This window comes from Pseudomonas sp. PVC-3-1, from assembly GCF_057444315.1.
The window spans coordinates 1,600,163-1,615,471 of sequence record NZ_CM172023.1; the positions used below are offsets into that span (position 1 = coordinate 1,600,163).

A 15,309-nucleotide genomic window follows, 5' to 3' on the forward strand; every position below is an offset into this window, starting at 1 on the left:
CAGGGAGCAGGTTGGTAGTCGTTATTGGGCTTGTGTGGAAAGGATAAGGAGCGCGCTTTATTATTTCCAATATATTAATCGACCCGTTTGATTCGTTTTTCGAATCGATTGGCGGTGACGTCGGTTCTATGCCTGGTTCGCGAGCAAGCTCGCTCCTACAAGTGGGCCCTGAACGCTCGTCGTAGGAGCGAGCTTGCTCGCGAACCGCACGGCACGGGGCTCAGCCTATCGCGGACAAAGTCCGCTCCTACCCAACCCGGAACACCAGCGCTCCAGCAGGGGGAAACATGGAACTGCGACACCTGCGTTATTTCATCGCCGTGGCGGAAGAGCTGCATTTCGGCCGCGCTGCCGAACAGTTGGGTATTTCCCAGCCGCCGCTGAGCCAGCAGATCCAGGCGCTGGAGGAGGAGATCGGCGCGCGCCTGCTGGAGCGCACCAACCGTCGGGTAGCGCTGACCGAGGCCGGCAAGCTGTTCCTCGAGGAGGCGCGCCAGGTGCTGCAGCAGGTGGACCGCGCCGTGCTGCTGGCACGGCGCGCGCATCAGGGCGAGATCGGCGAGCTGAAGGTCGGCTTCACCGCCTCCGCGCCCTTCACCTCCAGCATCCCACGCGCCATTCTGGCCTTCCGCCAAGCCTACCCGGATGTGCACCTGGACCTGCAGGAGCTGAGCAGCGGGCAGGCGGTGCAGGCGCTGTTGGAAGAGCGCGTGCAGGTCGGCCTGATCCGGCCGATCCCGCTGCCGGAAACCCTGGAAGCCGTGGAGCTGTTCAGTGAGCCGCTGGTGGCCGTGCTGCGCGCCGATCATCCGCTGGCACAGGCCAGCCAGGAGGGCCTGGAGTTCGCCGCGCTGGCGGACGAGCCTTTCGTGTTCTTCCCGCGTAGTTACGGCACGGGCCTCTACAGCCAGTTGATGGCGCTGTCGCGGCAGGCTGGCTTCAGCCCGCGCATCGCCCAGGAGGCGGGCGAGGCAATGACCATTATCGGTCTGGTGGCGGCGGGGCTGGGGGTGTCGATGCTGCCGGCGTCGTTCCGCCGGACGCGGGTGGATGGCGTGGTCTATCGCACCCTGAGCGATCCGGGCGCGACCAGTTCGGTGTGGCTGGTTCGGCGGCGCAACGAGACGTCACGCCTGGCGCAGTCGTTCTTCGACCTGGTGACCCAGGAAGTCCAGGCCTGACGAAGCGCCTCTGTCTCCCTGGCGGATAGCGCCTGAGGCGTTATGCGCCCTCCGGTCAGGAAGTCCCGGCGTAATACGGCGCCCGGTCGAGTAGGGCGCATAAAGCGGAACGCTTTATCCGCCGATACCCAAAGGCAGGCACGGCGGATAGTGCTGCGGGGTGGCGGCTTACTTGGCGTAGTCCGCCTTCAGCGCGACCCCTGCGATGACGGCACCGGCGTGGCACTCGAACTGCTGGGCGTCCTTGTACTCGTTGCGCTTGTAGTAGCTGACGATGTTGGTCACGGCGGTGGCGCCCGCCTTCTTCGCCGAATCCTGCAGGGTGATCAGCGCCGATTGCAGTGCCCAGCGGCAAGCTTCCTCGTCACTCTTGTTGAAGGCGTTGGTCTTCTTGTTGGTGATGGCGCCGGACTGGATCACATTCAGCTTGGCGCCCGCCGGGTTGCCCGCCAGGTAGAACTTCACGCTGCCATCGAGCTTGCCGGTCTTCACCGCCTCGGCGACGACGTCGTCGAAGGGCAGGTGCAGGGTGGTGTCACGAGCCTGGCTGACGCCTGGAATGGATGCGCAGAGCGCGAGGGCGAGCAGCCCGATGGTCTTGCGTTGCATGAATCGACTCCTTGTCGATGAGTGGGATCAGTTGCTCGGCGGGGCGAGGTGCAGGTTCTGCAGGATCTTGTTGTTGAGAATCGCGACCCACTTGTTGTAGTTGCGGTGGATCTGCCCGTCCTTCTCGTCCAGGCCGCGGCTGCTGCGCAGCTTGATGGAGTACTGCTGGCTGCTGTAGGGAATGCTGATCTCTGCATGGTGGCGTTCGCGTACTGTGATCGCGGCGTAGATGACGTTGCCTGAATCCTGCTGTACCTCCCACTTCTGTTCTTCCAGTGCGTCGCGGATGGCCGCCTGTACCTGCACGGATGTGCGGTTGCTATCGGGCGGCAGCGACTGGTCGATGTTCTCGACCGCCTTGGTGGTGCAGCCGACGGCCATCGCGGTGGCCACGCACAGCAGCAGGCTTCGGATCAGTCGGGACATGGGTTGCTCTCCTTGCAGTGTCGTTAGGCAGTATCGTTGCGCTTGGGTGGTGAAAATGCCTCAGCGCCAGCGGCGGAAGATCAGCGACGTGTTGATCCCGCCGAAGGCGAAGTTGTTGTTCATCACGTACTCGTGGCTCATCGCGCGTGGCTCGCCCCGCAGGTAATCGAGGTCGCCGCAGCGCGGGTCGATCTCGTCCAGGTTCAGGGTGTGCATGTAGCGGTCGCTGTTCATCATCTCGATGCTGAACCACGACTCCAGCGCGCCGCACGCTCCCAGAGTGTGGCCCAGGAAACTCTTCTGCGAGCTGATCGGCATGCGCTTTCCGAACAGTTCGCTGGTGGCCAGGGTCTCGGCGATGTCGCCCTGCTCGGTGGCGGTGCCGTGGCCGTTCACATAGCCGATGGCATCGGCGTGCAGGTTGGCGTCTTCCAGCGCCAGCTCCATCGCGCGGCGCATGGTCGTCTGCTCCGGGCGGGTGGTGTGCTGGCCATCGGCGTTGCTGCCGAAGCCGACGATCTCGGCATGGATGTGCGCGCCGCGGGCCAGGGCGTGCTCCAGCTCCTCGAGTACCAGCATGCCGGCGCCCTCACCGATCACCAGGCCATCGCGGCTGCTGTCATAAGGACGCGGTGTGCTGTGCGGGGCGTCGTTCTTCAGGCTGGTGGCGTAGAGCGCATCGAACACCATGGCTTCGGTTGGGCAGAGCTCCTCGGCACCGCCGGCGAGCATCAGCGGCAGGCGGCCGAAGCGGATCGCCTCGTAGGCGTAGCCGATGCCCTGGCTGCCGCTGGTGCAGGCGCTGGACGTGGGGATCACCCGGCCCTTGAGGCCGAAGAAGATGCTGATATTCGCCGCCGTGGTGTGCGGCATCATGCGTACGTAGGAGTTGGCATTGAGGCCGTCGGCCACCGAGTTCAGCAGCATGTTGCCGAACGCCTTGATCTCGTCGGTACTACCGGTGGATGAGCCGCAGGCCACGCCCATGCGACCGTCGCGGATGGAGTCATCGTCGAGTAGGCCGGCGTCAGCCAGCGCGCGCTCGGCGGCGCCCACCGACAGACGCGAGACGCGACCCATGCTGCGCAGCTGCTTGCGGGTCCAGTGCTTGGGCACGGTGAAATCCAGCACCGGGCCGGCCAGGCGGGTGTTCAGCTCGGTGAAGCGATCCCACTCGTCCATGCGGCGGATGCCGCTCCGGTTGGCGCTGAAGTTGGCCGCGATGCTCGCCCAGTCCGAACCCAGGGATGTGATGCCGGACATGCCGGTGATGACCACACGCTTCATCAGCACAACCCTCCGTTGACCGCCAGCACCTGACGGGTGATGTAGCCGGCCTCGGCCGACATCAGGAAATTCACCGCGCCGGCGACTTCTTCCGGGGTGCCCATGCGCTGGGCGGGGATCATCTTGAGGATTTCCTCCACCGGCACCTGCTCATCCAGCATGGCGGTGTCGATCAATCCCGGCGCCACGCAGTTCACGGTGATCCTGCGTTTGCCCAGTTCGATCGCCAGCGCCTTGGCGGCGCCGATCACGCCGGCTTTCGAGGCGCTGTAGTTGACCTGGCCGCGGTTGCCGATCAGCCCGGAGACCGAGGTGATGCAGACGATGCGCCCCGGCTGGCGGCGGCGGATCATCGGCATGATCACCGGGTGCAGGACGTTGTAGAAACCGTCGAGGTTGGTGCGCAGCACCTGGTCCCAGTCCTCCTCGGTCAGCGCCGGGAAGGCGCCGTCGCGGGTCAGGCCGGCGTTGCACACCACGCCGTAATAGGCGCCGTGGGTTTCCACGTCGGCTTCGAGGAGGGTGCGCGCGGCTTCGCGGTCGGCCACGTCGAATTGCAGCACGCGAGCGCTGCGGCCCAGGGCCTGGATTTCGCTCTGCACGGCCTCGGCTTCGGCGCGGCCGCTGCGGCAGTGCAGCACGATATCAAAGCCGGCCTGGGCCAGTCGCAGGGCGATGGCGCGGCCGATGCCACGGCTGGAGCCGGTTACGAGGATGGAGTCAGTCATGCGCTTGGCTCTTTCGGCTCCCGGCTCTCTGTTCTGGAGCCTCGGGAGCGGGTTCTTGTAGATAGCTTGCCACTTCCGGCGGGCGGAACACGGTCAGGCGCGCGAGCGCCTGGATGCCCGGCCCTTCCAGATGGCATTCGAAGACGCCCATGCCATTGTCGTCCTGCAGGGTGCGGATGGCATGGATGGTGATGTCGGCCCCGGCGGGGAAGCTCGCTACGTTGCACTGGTACTGGCGGGTGCCGAGGAGGAAGCCCAGCTCCGCCGGCTCTGCGCGCGAGCGCGCCTGGCAGCCGGCATAGGCGGCGACGCTTTGCGCCATCAGCTCCACGCCGACCCAGGCCGGCAGGCTGCCGTCGGCCTCGTTGAACAGCCCGCCCGGGCGCACCGTCAGGCGCGTGCGGATGTCCTCGTCGCCGAAGTCGAGCACTTCGTCGATGAGGATCATGTCGCCCGCATGGGGCAGCAGGGAGGCGATCGGCCAGTCGATCATCGGGTCACTCCAGACTCATTGCTCATCTCGCCCAGGATCAGGCTGATGTTGTTGCCGCCGAAGGCGAACGAATTGCTCATCAGGTAGAGCGGGCCAGTGGACGGCAGTCGCGGCGCGTCTTCGCCTACCAGTTGCAGTGCCGGCAGCAGCGGGTCGGTCACGCCGTCCCAGCGCTGCGGCGGCAGGCGCTTGTCCGGGTTGTGCTCGCCCAGCAGCAGCCAGCAGAACGCCGCTTCCAGCGCGCCGGCGGCGCCGAGGGTATGCCCGGAGAGCGGTTTGGTCGAGGAGCACGGCACTCCGTGGGGAAATTCGGCGCTGACGGCGAGGCTTTCCATGGCGTCGTTGTGGGTGGTCGCGGTGCCGTGCAGGTTCAGGTAGGCGATCTGCGTGGCGTCGAGTTTCGCCTCGGCCAGTGCCTTGCGCATGGCCTCACGGGCGCCCCGGCCTTGCGGCTCAGGCGCGGAAATATGGTGGGCGTCGGAGCTGGCGCCAGCGCCCAGCAGCGCCACGGCGCCGGGCTCGCGGGTCATCAGGAACAGTGCGGCGCCTTCGCCGATATTGATGCCCTTGCGATTGGCCGAGAACGGGTTGCAGCGCTCGTCGCTGACCGCCTCCAGCGCGCCAAAGCCATTGAGCGTCAGCTCGCACAGACTATCCACGCCGCCGCACAACACCGCGTCGCACAGCCCCAGGTTCAGCAGTCGACGCGCGCTCTGCAGGGCGCGGCCGCTGGACGTGCAGGCGGTGGAGATCACGTAGCTCGGGCCGGCCAGCGCATAGTGTTCGGCGAGGTAGACCGCCGGGTTCGACAACTCCTGGTGCGAGTAATGGAAGCCTTCGGGCAACTGACCGTGGAGGGTGTGATGACGGATGCCCTGGGTGGTTTCCTGGATTCCCGAGGTGCTGGTGCCCAGCACAACCGCCACGCGCGCGGCGCCATAGCGCTGGATGGCCGCGCGGATGGCCGGGTCGATCTGCGTCGCGGCGGCTAGCAGCAGGCGGTTGTTGCGGGTGTCGTGGCGCTGCTCGGCAATGGCTGCCAGGCGCGCCTTCACGCTGCCCACCGGCAGGCTCCTGCCCGGCACCCAGCCGGCCTGTACCTGCATGCCGGCAGACTCCCCGGCCAGCAGCGCGGCGGCTACTTCGCGGCGGTCGTTGCCCAGGGCGCAGATCAGGCCCAGCTCGTTCAGGTAGGTGGCGGTCATGGAGCGGCGCTCTCGGTGTTCAGGGGCGTCACCTGGTAACGGGTGTCGGCGGATTCCAGGGTGAAATCCTGCGCCGAGCGGTAAGTGATCTTCCAGCGCTGTTGCAGATGGCGCGTGGCGCCGTCCGTCCGGTAGTCATTGGCCCGATAGCGCGCGGCAAGCTGATCCTCCGGCGTCAGCGCGAACAGCAGCACGGCGAACAGTTCGCGCGCTTCGGGGTTGGGCGGCAGCAGGCCGTCGTTGCTCCATTCTCCGTCACGCAGCAACTGGCGCGACAGCGGGATGCCGAGCGGGTCGATCAGCGACCAGCGCAGCGCCCCGCCTTCCTGCTGGATCACCAGCAGCCAGTCCTGTGAAGAGTCCCCCTGTGCGCGCTGGATGTGCAACTGCAGCGGCGTCGCCAGCGGCGGCAATGCAGTCGGCAGCGGCGCGTGCTGGGCGCAACCGGCCAGCAGCAGGACGAAGGCGAGACTCAGCCAGCGGGTCATGTTCAGCGGCTCTCCGGCGGCTTGCGCACCACGGCGTTGACCAGGGTTTCCTCGCGCTGGCCGAACGGCTTGGGCTTGCGCAGACCCCAGCGTTCCAGCAGGCCGAAGTCCTTGGCGCGACTCCACCACAGGTAAGGGTAGGAGACGTTCTTCTCGCTGAATTCGAAGCCCTGCTCGCGGAGCATCTGCAGGTATTGCGCGGCGCTCTTCTGCACGTGCATCGGGTGGCGGAAGAACCAGCGGATCACCCAGGTATCGATGTACGCCTCGGTGGATTCGGCGAACAGCAGCAGGCCGCCCGGCTTGAGCACGCGCCAGAACTCTTCCAGGGCGCGCTCCTGCTCCACCAGGTGGTGGAAGGTCTGGTGGCAGAAGAGGATGTCGACGCTGGCCGAGGGCAGCATCAGGTCGGCGCAGTCGGCGCAGTTCAGCTCCACCTCGATGTTCTCCCGCGCGGCTTCCACCGCCGAGCAGTCGAGGCTGTGCGGATCGGCGTCGAGGCCGATCATGCGGCCCGGCCTGAAGGCATCGCGCAGCAGGCGGAACGAGCGGCCCTGGCCGCAGCCGGCGTCCAGCAGCACCGGGGTGGCCGGGATGTCCCAACTGACCAGGCGCTTGAGGTCATTGATCGCCACGCGCAGCACATGGTGCTGCCAGGTATGGCTCTGCAGGAACCAGAAACCGAAACGGGTTTCTTCGACGTAGGTGGAGGCGGGGCGGGTCATGACAGTCCTTGTCCTTGGCTGGCGCAGATTTCGGAGAGCACCCGCAGGCGGCGCTGCGGTTCGGCGACGAAGGGATTGCGCGTGTCCCAGGCGTAGCCGGCGAGGATGGAACAGATCATCCGGCGGATTTCCGGATCGGCCTTCTCGTAGAAGATCACGTCCTGGAAGCTGCCGTCGTACCAGCCCTCGACGTAGGCGCGGAAGGTGTCCACGCCACGCTTGAGCGGCCGGGAGAAATCACCTTCCCAGTCCACCGTCTCGCCCTTGAGCTGACGGTCGAGCAGGTTGGCCGCCATGCTGGAGGAGCGCATGGCGATGGTGACGCCGGAGGAGAACACCGGGTCGAGGAATTCCGCGGCGTTGCCCAGCAGGGCGAAGCCCGGCCCGGCCAAGCGCTTGACGTTCGCCGAGTAGCCGCCAAGGGTGCGCGCCGGGGTGTCCCACACGGCGTTCTTCAGCAGCGGACGCAGGTTCGGTGCGGCATCGAAGAAGCCTTTCAGGCAGGCGTCCAGGTCATCCAGCTTGCCTTCGAAGTGACGGTCTTCGGCGACCACGCCAATGGAGGTGCGGCCATCGCTGAAGGGGATGGTCCAGTACCAGATGCCGCGTTCTTCGGGATGGATGCTGATGAGGATCTTCTCGCGGTCGAAGTGCGGCGCGTCGATGCGGTCTTCGATGTGCGTGAATACCGCGCGACGTACCGGGAAGCCTGACGGTGCCTCCAGGTCGAGCAGGCGCGGCAGGACTCGCCCATAGCCGCTGGCGTCGAGGACGAAGGCGCATTCCACTTCGTACTCGCTGCCGTCCAGGCGGCGTACGCGCATGCGCGGGCAGGTGCCGTCGAAGTCAGCGCCGACGATCTCTTCCTCGTACCGGATTTCCACGCCCTGCAGCTCGGCCTGGTCAGCCAGCAGTTGGTCGAAGCGCGCACGCTGGACCTGGAAGGTGCTGCCCTTGCCCTCGGTGAATTTGTCGCGGAAGTCGAAGTCGGTGTAGCGCTCGCCCCAGCCGAACGCCGCGCCGTGCTTGGTCTGGAAACCAGCGGCCAGCACTGCGTCGAGCATCCCGGCCTCTTCGACGAAGTCCAGGCAGTGCGACAGCAGGCTCTCGCCGATGGAGAAGCGCGGGAAGCGCTGGCGCTCGAGCACCAGTACGTCGTGGCCCTTGCGCTTGAGCAGCGCGGCGGCGATGGCGCCGGAAGGGCCCGCGCCGATGACGACGACGGTGCGTTGTTGCAGTTCAGGGGCGGGCATCAGAAGGGCTCCTTGCCGGGGCGTGATCCTTGGAAACGGGAGTGGCATGCGGGCGGCGCACGCCGCAGAGAGCGGGCAGCAGGGTGGCGAACAGGCTCATCAGCAGCAGGCTGAAATACAGCAGCGAGTCGATGTGGCCCTGCTGGAACAGCAGGTTGAGAAAGACGATCTCGGTCAGCCCGCGAATGTTTAGCAGCAGGCTTTCCTTCCACAGCTCGGGGAGGCTTGCACCCGGCAGCGCCCAGCGCAGGCCGAGCCAGCTGCCGGCCAGCTTGCTGAGCACCGGCAACGCCAGCAGCGCGCCGAGGTACAGCCAGGAGTAACCGGAGAGCGCGTTGTGGAAATCGATCTGCAGGATGCCGAAGGCCAGCACCAGCGGCACCAGCAGGTAGTTCTGCAGCGCTAGCGCAACCTGCGGGGAAGTCGGCAGGCGGAATGGTTGGCGCACTGCTGCCTGGGCCATCAGCCAGGTGATGGCGAACACCAGGGTGTTCAGATGCCAGTGCTGGAAGGCGATCATCAGGCCGAAGAACGGCAGGCTGTAGGCCAGCGCGTGGCGCACTCGCAACAGGCGCAGCAGCAACGGCGCAACCCCCGCCAGCAGCGGCCAAACCAATTGGCTCGGATCGCTGCTGCCCTGCGCCAGCCCGAACAGGCTCCAGCACCACAGGTCCATCAGCACCGCCGCGTGCATCAGGCGGCGCGTGGCGTCCTCGGGATACTCGATATTGCGCAGGAACAGGTAGAGCACCGGGATCGCCGTGATCGAGAACAGCAGGCCGATGCCCAGTACGCTCATGCCTTCGCGCACGCCCAGCAGCCACCAGGCGCTGGCCATGCCGCAGGCCAGCGGTACGGCAAAGCTGGGCAGGGCGATCTTCAGGCTCTGGCGGCTGACGTCGAGGTCGATCACGTCGCTCAGGATGTGCCCCAGCAGCAGCGCAAAACCGATGTCATAGAGCGGCTTGAGCCAGGGCGCGGTGACCAGCGTGCGTACCTCGAAGCCATGGCTTTGCAGCACCACGAACAGCGCTGGCAACAGCAGGCCGGCCACCAGCAACTGGCTGACGATGGGCAGCAGGCGCAGGCGACGCCCGCCGATCACCGCGAGGGCGAACAGCGGCGGCATCGCCAGCCAGAACAGGACCGTCAGCACGCCGGGGCTCCTTCTCGGTGGCTTTCTTCCGCCCAGGGACAGAACAGGAAGCAGAACGCCAGGCCCAGGCCCACGGCCAGGCCGAAGTTGCTGATCACCGGTGTGCTGGACAGTGCCAGCAGGCCGAACGATAGCCAGGTGGTGATGGCCGCCAGCAGCACGCCGATCAGGCTCACCGCTGCACCGCCAACGCGCTCGCGCATGAGGATCGTGTAATCCACGCCAATGGCGGTCACCAGCAGCAGGCCGAACAGGCTGAACAGGGTCAGCGGCTGGCCCAGCCAGCCGAGGCTGGCGAGGCTGCACAGGGCCGCCAGCAGTGGTAGCAGGACGATGCGCAGGGCGCCGCGCGCGCCGAAGGGTTTGAGCAGGACGGCGAAAATCAGCACGCAGGAGAGCAGCTTGAGTTCGGTGGCGCTGACCTGGGTGGCGGCGAACAGGCGGTTCAGTTCGCCGAGTCGATCCACCAGCTGCACGCCGTCCAGTCCCGTCGCCTGCTCGGCCAGCACGCCGGCATCGGACAGCCCCTGCAGGCTCACCAGCCCGGCTACGCCGCCATCCGCCGTGCCCAGCCACAGCGGCCGCCAGGGTTCGCCCAGCGGGCCTTTCAGGGCCTGGTCGAGTGATTGCTCCGGGAGTTTTTCCAGCTGATCCAACTCGGCTTGCAGAGCGGCTTGCGGAATGCCCAGGTCGATCAGCGCCTGCCAGTGCTGCGGCAGCTGGCGCAGGGCTTCGCGAGCCTGCTGTTGCTGCTGTGCGGTGGCGAGCAGCTGGTTGAGCGCGAGATAGCCCGTGAGCTGGCCGGAGGCGACCAGCTTGTCCAGCCGCGCGGCCAGTTCGGCCTGACGCTGCAGCAACTGGGTTTCATCGGTGGCGCGCACCAGGAAGAACTGGCTGGTGGGCTGATACCCGGTGATGCGAGCGACGGCCTGGGCTTCGCTGAGCAATTGCGGCTGGCTGCCCAGCCATTGGCGCAGGTCGTTCTTGATCTGCAACTGCCACAGCCCGCCGGCGCAGAAGAGTGCGACCACGATGAGCAGCGACCAGCTGCCGGTGCGCTTGAGCAGTGCCTGACGCGCCTTGATCAGCCGGTCACCCAGCGACAGCAGCAGAGGTTGCGGGGCGATGGCGTTGCCGCTCAGCAGCAGCGGCAGCAGGCCGATCACGCAGAGGTAGGCGGCGAGCAGGCCGGCCACCGAGAAAGTCGCCACCTGGGTCAGCGCCGGGAAGGGCGTGCAGGCCAGGGCGAGATAGCCGATCAGGTTGGTCAGCAGGCTCAGCAGCAGCCCACGATGACTCAGCCGCAGCGCCTGCCATGGCTGCCACGGATTCAGATTCCAGGCTTTGGAGAGGTAATGCAGTGGGTAGTCCGAAGCGACGCCGATCAGGCTTGCACCGAGCACCAGAGTGAGCAGATTGACCTTGCCGAACAGCGCGATGCACGCGGTGGCGCCGGCCAGCACGCCGACCAGCACCGGCAGGAAGGCCAGCAGCGCGCGAACACGACGGAAGGCGAGCAGCAGCAGGAGCAACGTGCCCAGCGCCGCACCGCCGCCGACCCAGGTCATCTCGCGGCTGGCCTGGCGCTGGCCATCGGCGGCATACAGCAGACCGCTGGCGGCGACCATCTGCCCGCCCTCACCGGCCAGCAGTTCGCGGGCCTCGGCGATCTGCGCCGCCACGGCGCGCGGCAGGTTCATGTCGAAGGCATCGGCACGGGTGCGGGCGCGCAGCAGCACCCAACTGCGGCCGTCGGCTTCAGCGATCAGCGCGCCGCTGCCGATATCCAGCTGCACCTTGGCTGTCAGCGGCTGGTGATGCTGGATGCGCAGGGCGAGACCGAACCAGTCCTGGTCATTGGGCACCAGGCCGAAACCGGAGAAGGGATCGAAGAGTTGCTCCACGCGCTGCTGGATGAACGCGGCGGGGGCGCTTGTGAGCTGCTGGCGATCATCGCTGTTGAGCAGGGCGAGGCGGCCATCGCGCAGCTGTTCGCGCAGCGCCGGCAGGTCCGCCTGCACGCCCCACTGCACTTTCTCGTAGAGGCCGCTGGCTTGCCAGTGCTCGGCCAGCTTGCGGGCGCGGGCGATGGCGGTGTCGCGCTCGGGGTAGCCAACCAGCACGATCAGTTCGCGGTTGAGCGGCTCCTGCATGCGCTGCTCGGCCTGCTTCTGCAAAGCATCACGGCTGTTGCCGGGCACCAGTTCCAGCAGGTCGGTGCTCAGCGGCGGGCCGTGGTGCCATTGCCAGGCAGCGAGGGCGAGCAGCGCCAGCAGCCCGGCGATCACCAGGCGTGGCAGCCACTGCGGCCGCTCAGCGGGCAAAGTCTGCGCGCTCCGCTTCGGTCAGGCTGTCGCCGGGCTGGCTGCTGGTCATGCGCAGCACAGTGCGGTCGCCTTGGGCTTCGTGCAGTTCGATGCGCTGCACCAGTTCTCCGCCGGCGATCTCGATGCTGTCGAAGATCTGCTTGAGCAGCACGGCACGTGGCGTGAGGGTCAGTTTCCAGTCGTTCGACTCGCCGCTCAGGGCAAGGTCGAAGTCGCGTTGCAGGCCGCTGCTATCGCCTTCCAGCACGGTGAGGAACAGGCGGTTCTGCTGCGCGCTGGCGCTGCGTTGCGGCAGTTGCTGCCAGCCGCTGGCGTCGCGCCGGGCGATGCCCTTGTCGTCAATGCGGTAGTCCTGCTTCAACGGCGTCTGCAACAGCCAGAGCAAACCGTGCTGCTTGGCGAGGACGAAATGCCCCTTGCTCACCAGCGGTTGCGGCAGGGAGCGCAGGTGCTTCTCCTGGACGAACTCGCCACGCACCACCGATGGTTTGCCCAGCTGCGCGGCGAGTTGCGGCAGGTCGAAGGCGTGGGCCAGGGTGATGCTCTTGATGAAAAGCGTCAGCAGACCGCAGACCAGCAGGGCGCGCTTCAGCATGCTTCGGCCTCCAGCGCGCGCTGCACGGCGGCGATGAACACCGGCGGGGAAACCATCTGCATCTCGCGGCTGGCGATTTCCACTGCTACCTGGCTGCTGCTGGCGCGGGTCAGGCGCTCGCCGGTTTCGGCATCGCTGATCAGGTAGTTGATCTTCAGGCGGTTCTCCCACTCCACCAGGTCGGCGCGCACGCTGATGCGCTGGCCGAAGCGCGCGCCGCGCACGTAGCGCAGCTGCAGGTCGATCACCGGCCAGGCATAGCCCGCCTCGCGCATCTGCGAGTAGTTGTGGTCGAGCTTGTCGAGCAGTGCGCAGCGCGCCACTTCCAGGTATTTGACGTAATGGCCGTGCCAGACCACTTCCATCATGTCCACGTCGAAGAACGGCACGAGGATTTCCACCTCGGCCTGCAGTACACCGGCCTTACGCATAGAGCCTCCAGTGACGCGCGCGGATGCGCTCCAGGCACAGGCGCAGTTCGCCTTCGAGGGCGCGGTCCTCGATCAGCGGGGGGAAGTCCTTCGCCAATTGCTCATGCATGCCGCCCAGTGGTGCCGGCAGCGGGCGCGAGCCGGCTTCGTTGCAACGTAGCCAGACGCCCTGCTGCGCGGCCAGCAGCGTGGCGGCGGCGACCTGTTCGGTCAGCTCCAGGCTGCGCAGGGCATCGCGCGCGGCGATGGTGCCCATGCTCACCTTGTCCTGGTTGTGGCACTCGGTGGAGCGCGAGAACACGCTGGCCGGCAGGGTGTTCTTCAGCGCCTCGGCGGTCCAGGCGCTGGCGCCGATCTGCACGGCCTTGAAGCCGTGGTTGATCATTGCGCGGTCGGCCGGCGCCCCCGAAAGGTTGCTCGGCAGGCCGTGGTTGTAGCGGGTGTCCACCAGCAGCGCGAGCTGCCGGTCGAGCAGGTCGGCGACGTTGCCGACGAGGTTCTTCAGGCTGTCCATGGCGAAGGCGATATGGCCGCCGTAGAAGTGCCCGCCGTGGAGCACGCGCTCGTCCTCGGCGTCGATGATCGGGTTGTCGTTGGCGCTGTTCAGTTCGATCTCGATGAACTGTCGCAGCAGGCCCAGGCTATCGGCCAGCACGCCCAGCACGTGGGGCGCGCAGCGCAGCGAATAGCGATCCTGCAAGCGGTGCAGCGGCGGCGTTGGCGCATCGATGGCGAGGTCCTGGCGAATCCAGGCAGCGACCTGCATCTGCCCCGGATGCGGCTTGGCGGCGAACAGGCGCTCGTCGAAATGCTCCGGGTTGCCCTGCAGGGCGATCACGTTCAGCGCGGTGATGCGCGTGGCCAGCTTGAGCAGGTAGTCAGCGCGCACATAGGCGAGGCAGGCGAGGCCGGTCATCACCGCGGTGCCATTCATCAATGCCAGCGCTTCCTTGGGCCGCAGTACCAGCGGCTGCCAGCCCAGCTCGGCGTGCACGTCGGCGGCGCTGCGGCGCTCGCCGCGCCAGAGCACGTCGCGCTCGCCGGCGAGTGTGGCGGCGACGTAGGACAGCGGCGTGAGATCGCCGCTGGCGCCCACCGAGCCCTCTTCCGGGATCAGCGGCAGGATGTCGTGTTCGAGGAAGGCATGCAGACGCTCCAGCAGCTCCAGGCGCACGCCGGAAACCCCGTGGCTCAGCGAGCGCAGGCGCGCGGCCAGTACGGCGCGGGTAGCCTGTGGATCGAGCAGTTTGCCCAGGCCGCAGCCGTGGAAGGTGAACAGGTGCTGCGGCAGCGCCTCGACGTGCTCCAGCGGCACGGCTACCACGCAGGAATCACCGTAGCCGGTGGTCACGCCGTAGATCACGCCTTCCTTGTCCAGCAGGGTGTCGAGGAACTGCGCGCCACGGGCGATGCGCGCGCGGAACTCGTCGTCGTCGTCCAGGCGGCTGTCAACGCGGCGCTCGGCGAGGGCGACGATCTGCTCGATGCTCAGGTGGCCTTGGCCGAAAACCGGCGCTTCAGTGGCTGTCGTCATGGGCTTTCCAGAACGGATAGAAGTTGAACCACTGCTGCGGCGCGCGCAGGCAGTAGTGTTCCAGGCGTTGGGCATAGCGCTGGGTCCAGTCTTTCAGGACCGCGGCGCGGTCGCTGCGGCGCCACTGGATGCGCTCGGCAAAGGGTTCCAGGTGCACGCGGTAGCGGCCTTCTTCCTTGAGGCAGAACATCAGGTTGGCCGGGCATTGCAGGAGCCCTGCGAGCAGCCACGGGCCTTGCGGGAAGGCGGCCGGCGCACCGAGGAAATCCACCTCGACATTGCGCCCGCCATGCAGCGGAATGCGGTCGCCGGCGATCGCCAGCCATTCGCCAGCGTCCAGGCGCTGGGAGAGCTGCAGCATGATCGCCGGGTCCAGCTCGCTCACCTGGATCAGCCGCAGGTGGCTGGCGCCGGACTCGCCCAGTAGCTTGTTGAATTGCTCGGCGTGGCGGGTGTGCACCAGCACGTTCATGCGCACCTTCTCGCCCAGTTCGGCCAGCGCCCGACAGACTTCGAGGTTGCCCAGGTGCGCGCCCACCAGTAGCTGGCCACGGCCGCTGCGCAACTGCGTGCGCAGGTTGTGCGGGTCGTTCAGTTCGATGCTGGCGAGGTCCAGGCGGCCTGCCCAGACGTCCAGCTTGTCGAGGATTGCATCGGCGAAGGCCATGAACTGGCCGAATACGCGGCCGGTGGTCGGGCTCAGCGAAGCGTCACCGCTATGCTGCGCCAGACGCTGCTGGTACTCGCGAATGGCGCTGCGTGCGCGGGCGCCGAAGAGGAAGAAATACAGCACGATCAGGTGCAGCAGCGGCGACAGCAGGCGTCGGCCCAGCGTGCGCGCCGCCCAGGCGGTAAAGCGCATCAGCAACAG

The 15,309-nt window shown here is 66.9% G+C and carries 16 protein-coding genes; 1 reads left to right on the forward strand and 15 read right to left on the reverse strand.

Annotated features, from left to right (window positions below; genetic code table 11):
• Positions 1 to 287: 287 nt before the first annotated feature.
• On the forward strand, positions 288 to 1,181 hold the full coding sequence (locus AC2T4A_RS07450) for a LysR family transcriptional regulator (RefSeq protein WP_486743001.1): 894 nt from the start codon (positions 288 to 290) through the stop codon (positions 1,179 to 1,181).
• Positions 1,182 to 1,349: 168 nt separating this feature from the next.
• Here AC2T4A_RS07450 and AC2T4A_RS07455 read toward each other — a convergent pair whose 3' ends face one another.
• The 15 genes from AC2T4A_RS07455 to AC2T4A_RS07525 are packed head-to-tail and all read right to left on the reverse strand — an operon-like array spanning position 1,350 to position 15,300.
• A complete protein-coding gene (locus AC2T4A_RS07455) occupies positions 1,350 to 1,790 on the reverse strand; it encodes an excinuclease (RefSeq protein WP_486743002.1) in 441 nt (146 codons plus the stop codon).
• A 27-nt stretch (positions 1,791 to 1,817) separates the two neighbouring features.
• Complete coding sequence (locus tag AC2T4A_RS07460) at positions 1,818 to 2,216, reverse strand: hypothetical protein (protein ID WP_486743003.1); 399 nt, start codon at positions 2,214 to 2,216, stop codon at positions 1,818 to 1,820.
• A 60-nt stretch (positions 2,217 to 2,276) separates the two neighbouring features.
• Positions 2,277 to 3,503, reverse strand: a complete 1,227-nt coding sequence (locus AC2T4A_RS07465) for a beta-ketoacyl-ACP synthase (protein ID WP_486743004.1) — start codon at positions 3,501 to 3,503, stop codon at positions 2,277 to 2,279.
• Positions 3,503 to 4,231, reverse strand: coding sequence for a 3-oxoacyl-ACP reductase FabG (fabG, locus tag AC2T4A_RS07470; RefSeq protein WP_416750936.1), 729 nt, complete (start codon positions 4,229 to 4,231; stop codon positions 3,503 to 3,505). Before fabG ends, AC2T4A_RS07465 begins: the two co-directional genes overlap by 1 nt.
• Positions 4,224 to 4,724 carry a hotdog family protein gene (locus AC2T4A_RS07475; RefSeq protein WP_416750934.1) on the reverse strand — a complete coding sequence of 167 codons (501 nt, stop codon included), beginning with the start codon at positions 4,722 to 4,724 and terminating at the stop codon, positions 4,224 to 4,226. The genes fabG and AC2T4A_RS07475 overlap by 8 nt, the downstream gene beginning before the upstream one ends.
• A complete protein-coding gene (locus tag AC2T4A_RS07480) occupies positions 4,721 to 5,929 on the reverse strand; it encodes a beta-ketoacyl-[acyl-carrier-protein] synthase family protein (protein ID WP_478379547.1) in 1,209 nt (402 codons plus the stop codon). Before AC2T4A_RS07480 ends, AC2T4A_RS07475 begins: the two co-directional genes overlap by 4 nt.
• Complete coding sequence (locus tag AC2T4A_RS07485) at positions 5,926 to 6,417, reverse strand: hypothetical protein (protein ID WP_478379546.1); 492 nt, start codon at positions 6,415 to 6,417, stop codon at positions 5,926 to 5,928. Before AC2T4A_RS07485 ends, AC2T4A_RS07480 begins: the two co-directional genes overlap by 4 nt.
• 2 nt (positions 6,418 to 6,419) lie before the next feature.
• A complete protein-coding gene (locus tag AC2T4A_RS07490) occupies positions 6,420 to 7,142 on the reverse strand; it encodes a class I SAM-dependent methyltransferase (RefSeq protein ID WP_478379545.1) in 723 nt (240 codons plus the stop codon).
• Positions 7,139 to 8,395, reverse strand: a complete 1,257-nt coding sequence (locus tag AC2T4A_RS07495; protein WP_486743005.1) for an NAD(P)/FAD-dependent oxidoreductase — start codon at positions 8,393 to 8,395, stop codon at positions 7,139 to 7,141. Before AC2T4A_RS07495 ends, AC2T4A_RS07490 begins: the two co-directional genes overlap by 4 nt.
• The gene (locus AC2T4A_RS07500; protein ID WP_486743006.1) at positions 8,382 to 9,551 is read right to left on the reverse strand and encodes a cation:proton antiporter; all 1,170 of its coding nucleotides are present in this window, start codon (positions 9,549 to 9,551) and stop codon (positions 8,382 to 8,384) included. The genes AC2T4A_RS07495 and AC2T4A_RS07500 overlap by 14 nt, the downstream gene beginning before the upstream one ends.
• On the reverse strand, positions 9,545 to 11,875 hold the full coding sequence (locus AC2T4A_RS07505; RefSeq protein ID WP_486743007.1) for an MMPL family transporter: 2,331 nt from the start codon (positions 11,873 to 11,875) through the stop codon (positions 9,545 to 9,547). Before AC2T4A_RS07505 ends, AC2T4A_RS07500 begins: the two co-directional genes overlap by 7 nt.
• A complete protein-coding gene (locus AC2T4A_RS07510) occupies positions 11,865 to 12,473 on the reverse strand; it encodes an outer membrane lipoprotein carrier protein LolA (RefSeq protein WP_486743008.1) in 609 nt (202 codons plus the stop codon). The genes AC2T4A_RS07505 and AC2T4A_RS07510 overlap by 11 nt, the downstream gene beginning before the upstream one ends.
• On the reverse strand, positions 12,467 to 12,904 hold the full coding sequence (locus AC2T4A_RS07515; protein ID WP_478379540.1) for an acyl-CoA thioesterase: 438 nt from the start codon (positions 12,902 to 12,904) through the stop codon (positions 12,467 to 12,469). The genes AC2T4A_RS07510 and AC2T4A_RS07515 overlap by 7 nt, the downstream gene beginning before the upstream one ends.
• On the reverse strand, positions 12,897 to 14,438 hold the full coding sequence (locus AC2T4A_RS07520) for an HAL/PAL/TAL family ammonia-lyase (RefSeq protein WP_486743009.1): 1,542 nt from the start codon (positions 14,436 to 14,438) through the stop codon (positions 12,897 to 12,899). Before AC2T4A_RS07520 ends, AC2T4A_RS07515 begins: the two co-directional genes overlap by 8 nt.
• Positions 14,422 to 15,300 carry a lysophospholipid acyltransferase family protein gene (locus AC2T4A_RS07525; RefSeq protein WP_486743659.1) on the reverse strand — a complete coding sequence of 293 codons (879 nt, stop codon included), beginning with the start codon at positions 15,298 to 15,300 and terminating at the stop codon, positions 14,422 to 14,424. Before AC2T4A_RS07525 ends, AC2T4A_RS07520 begins: the two co-directional genes overlap by 17 nt.
• Positions 15,301 to 15,309: the final 9 nt, after the last annotated feature.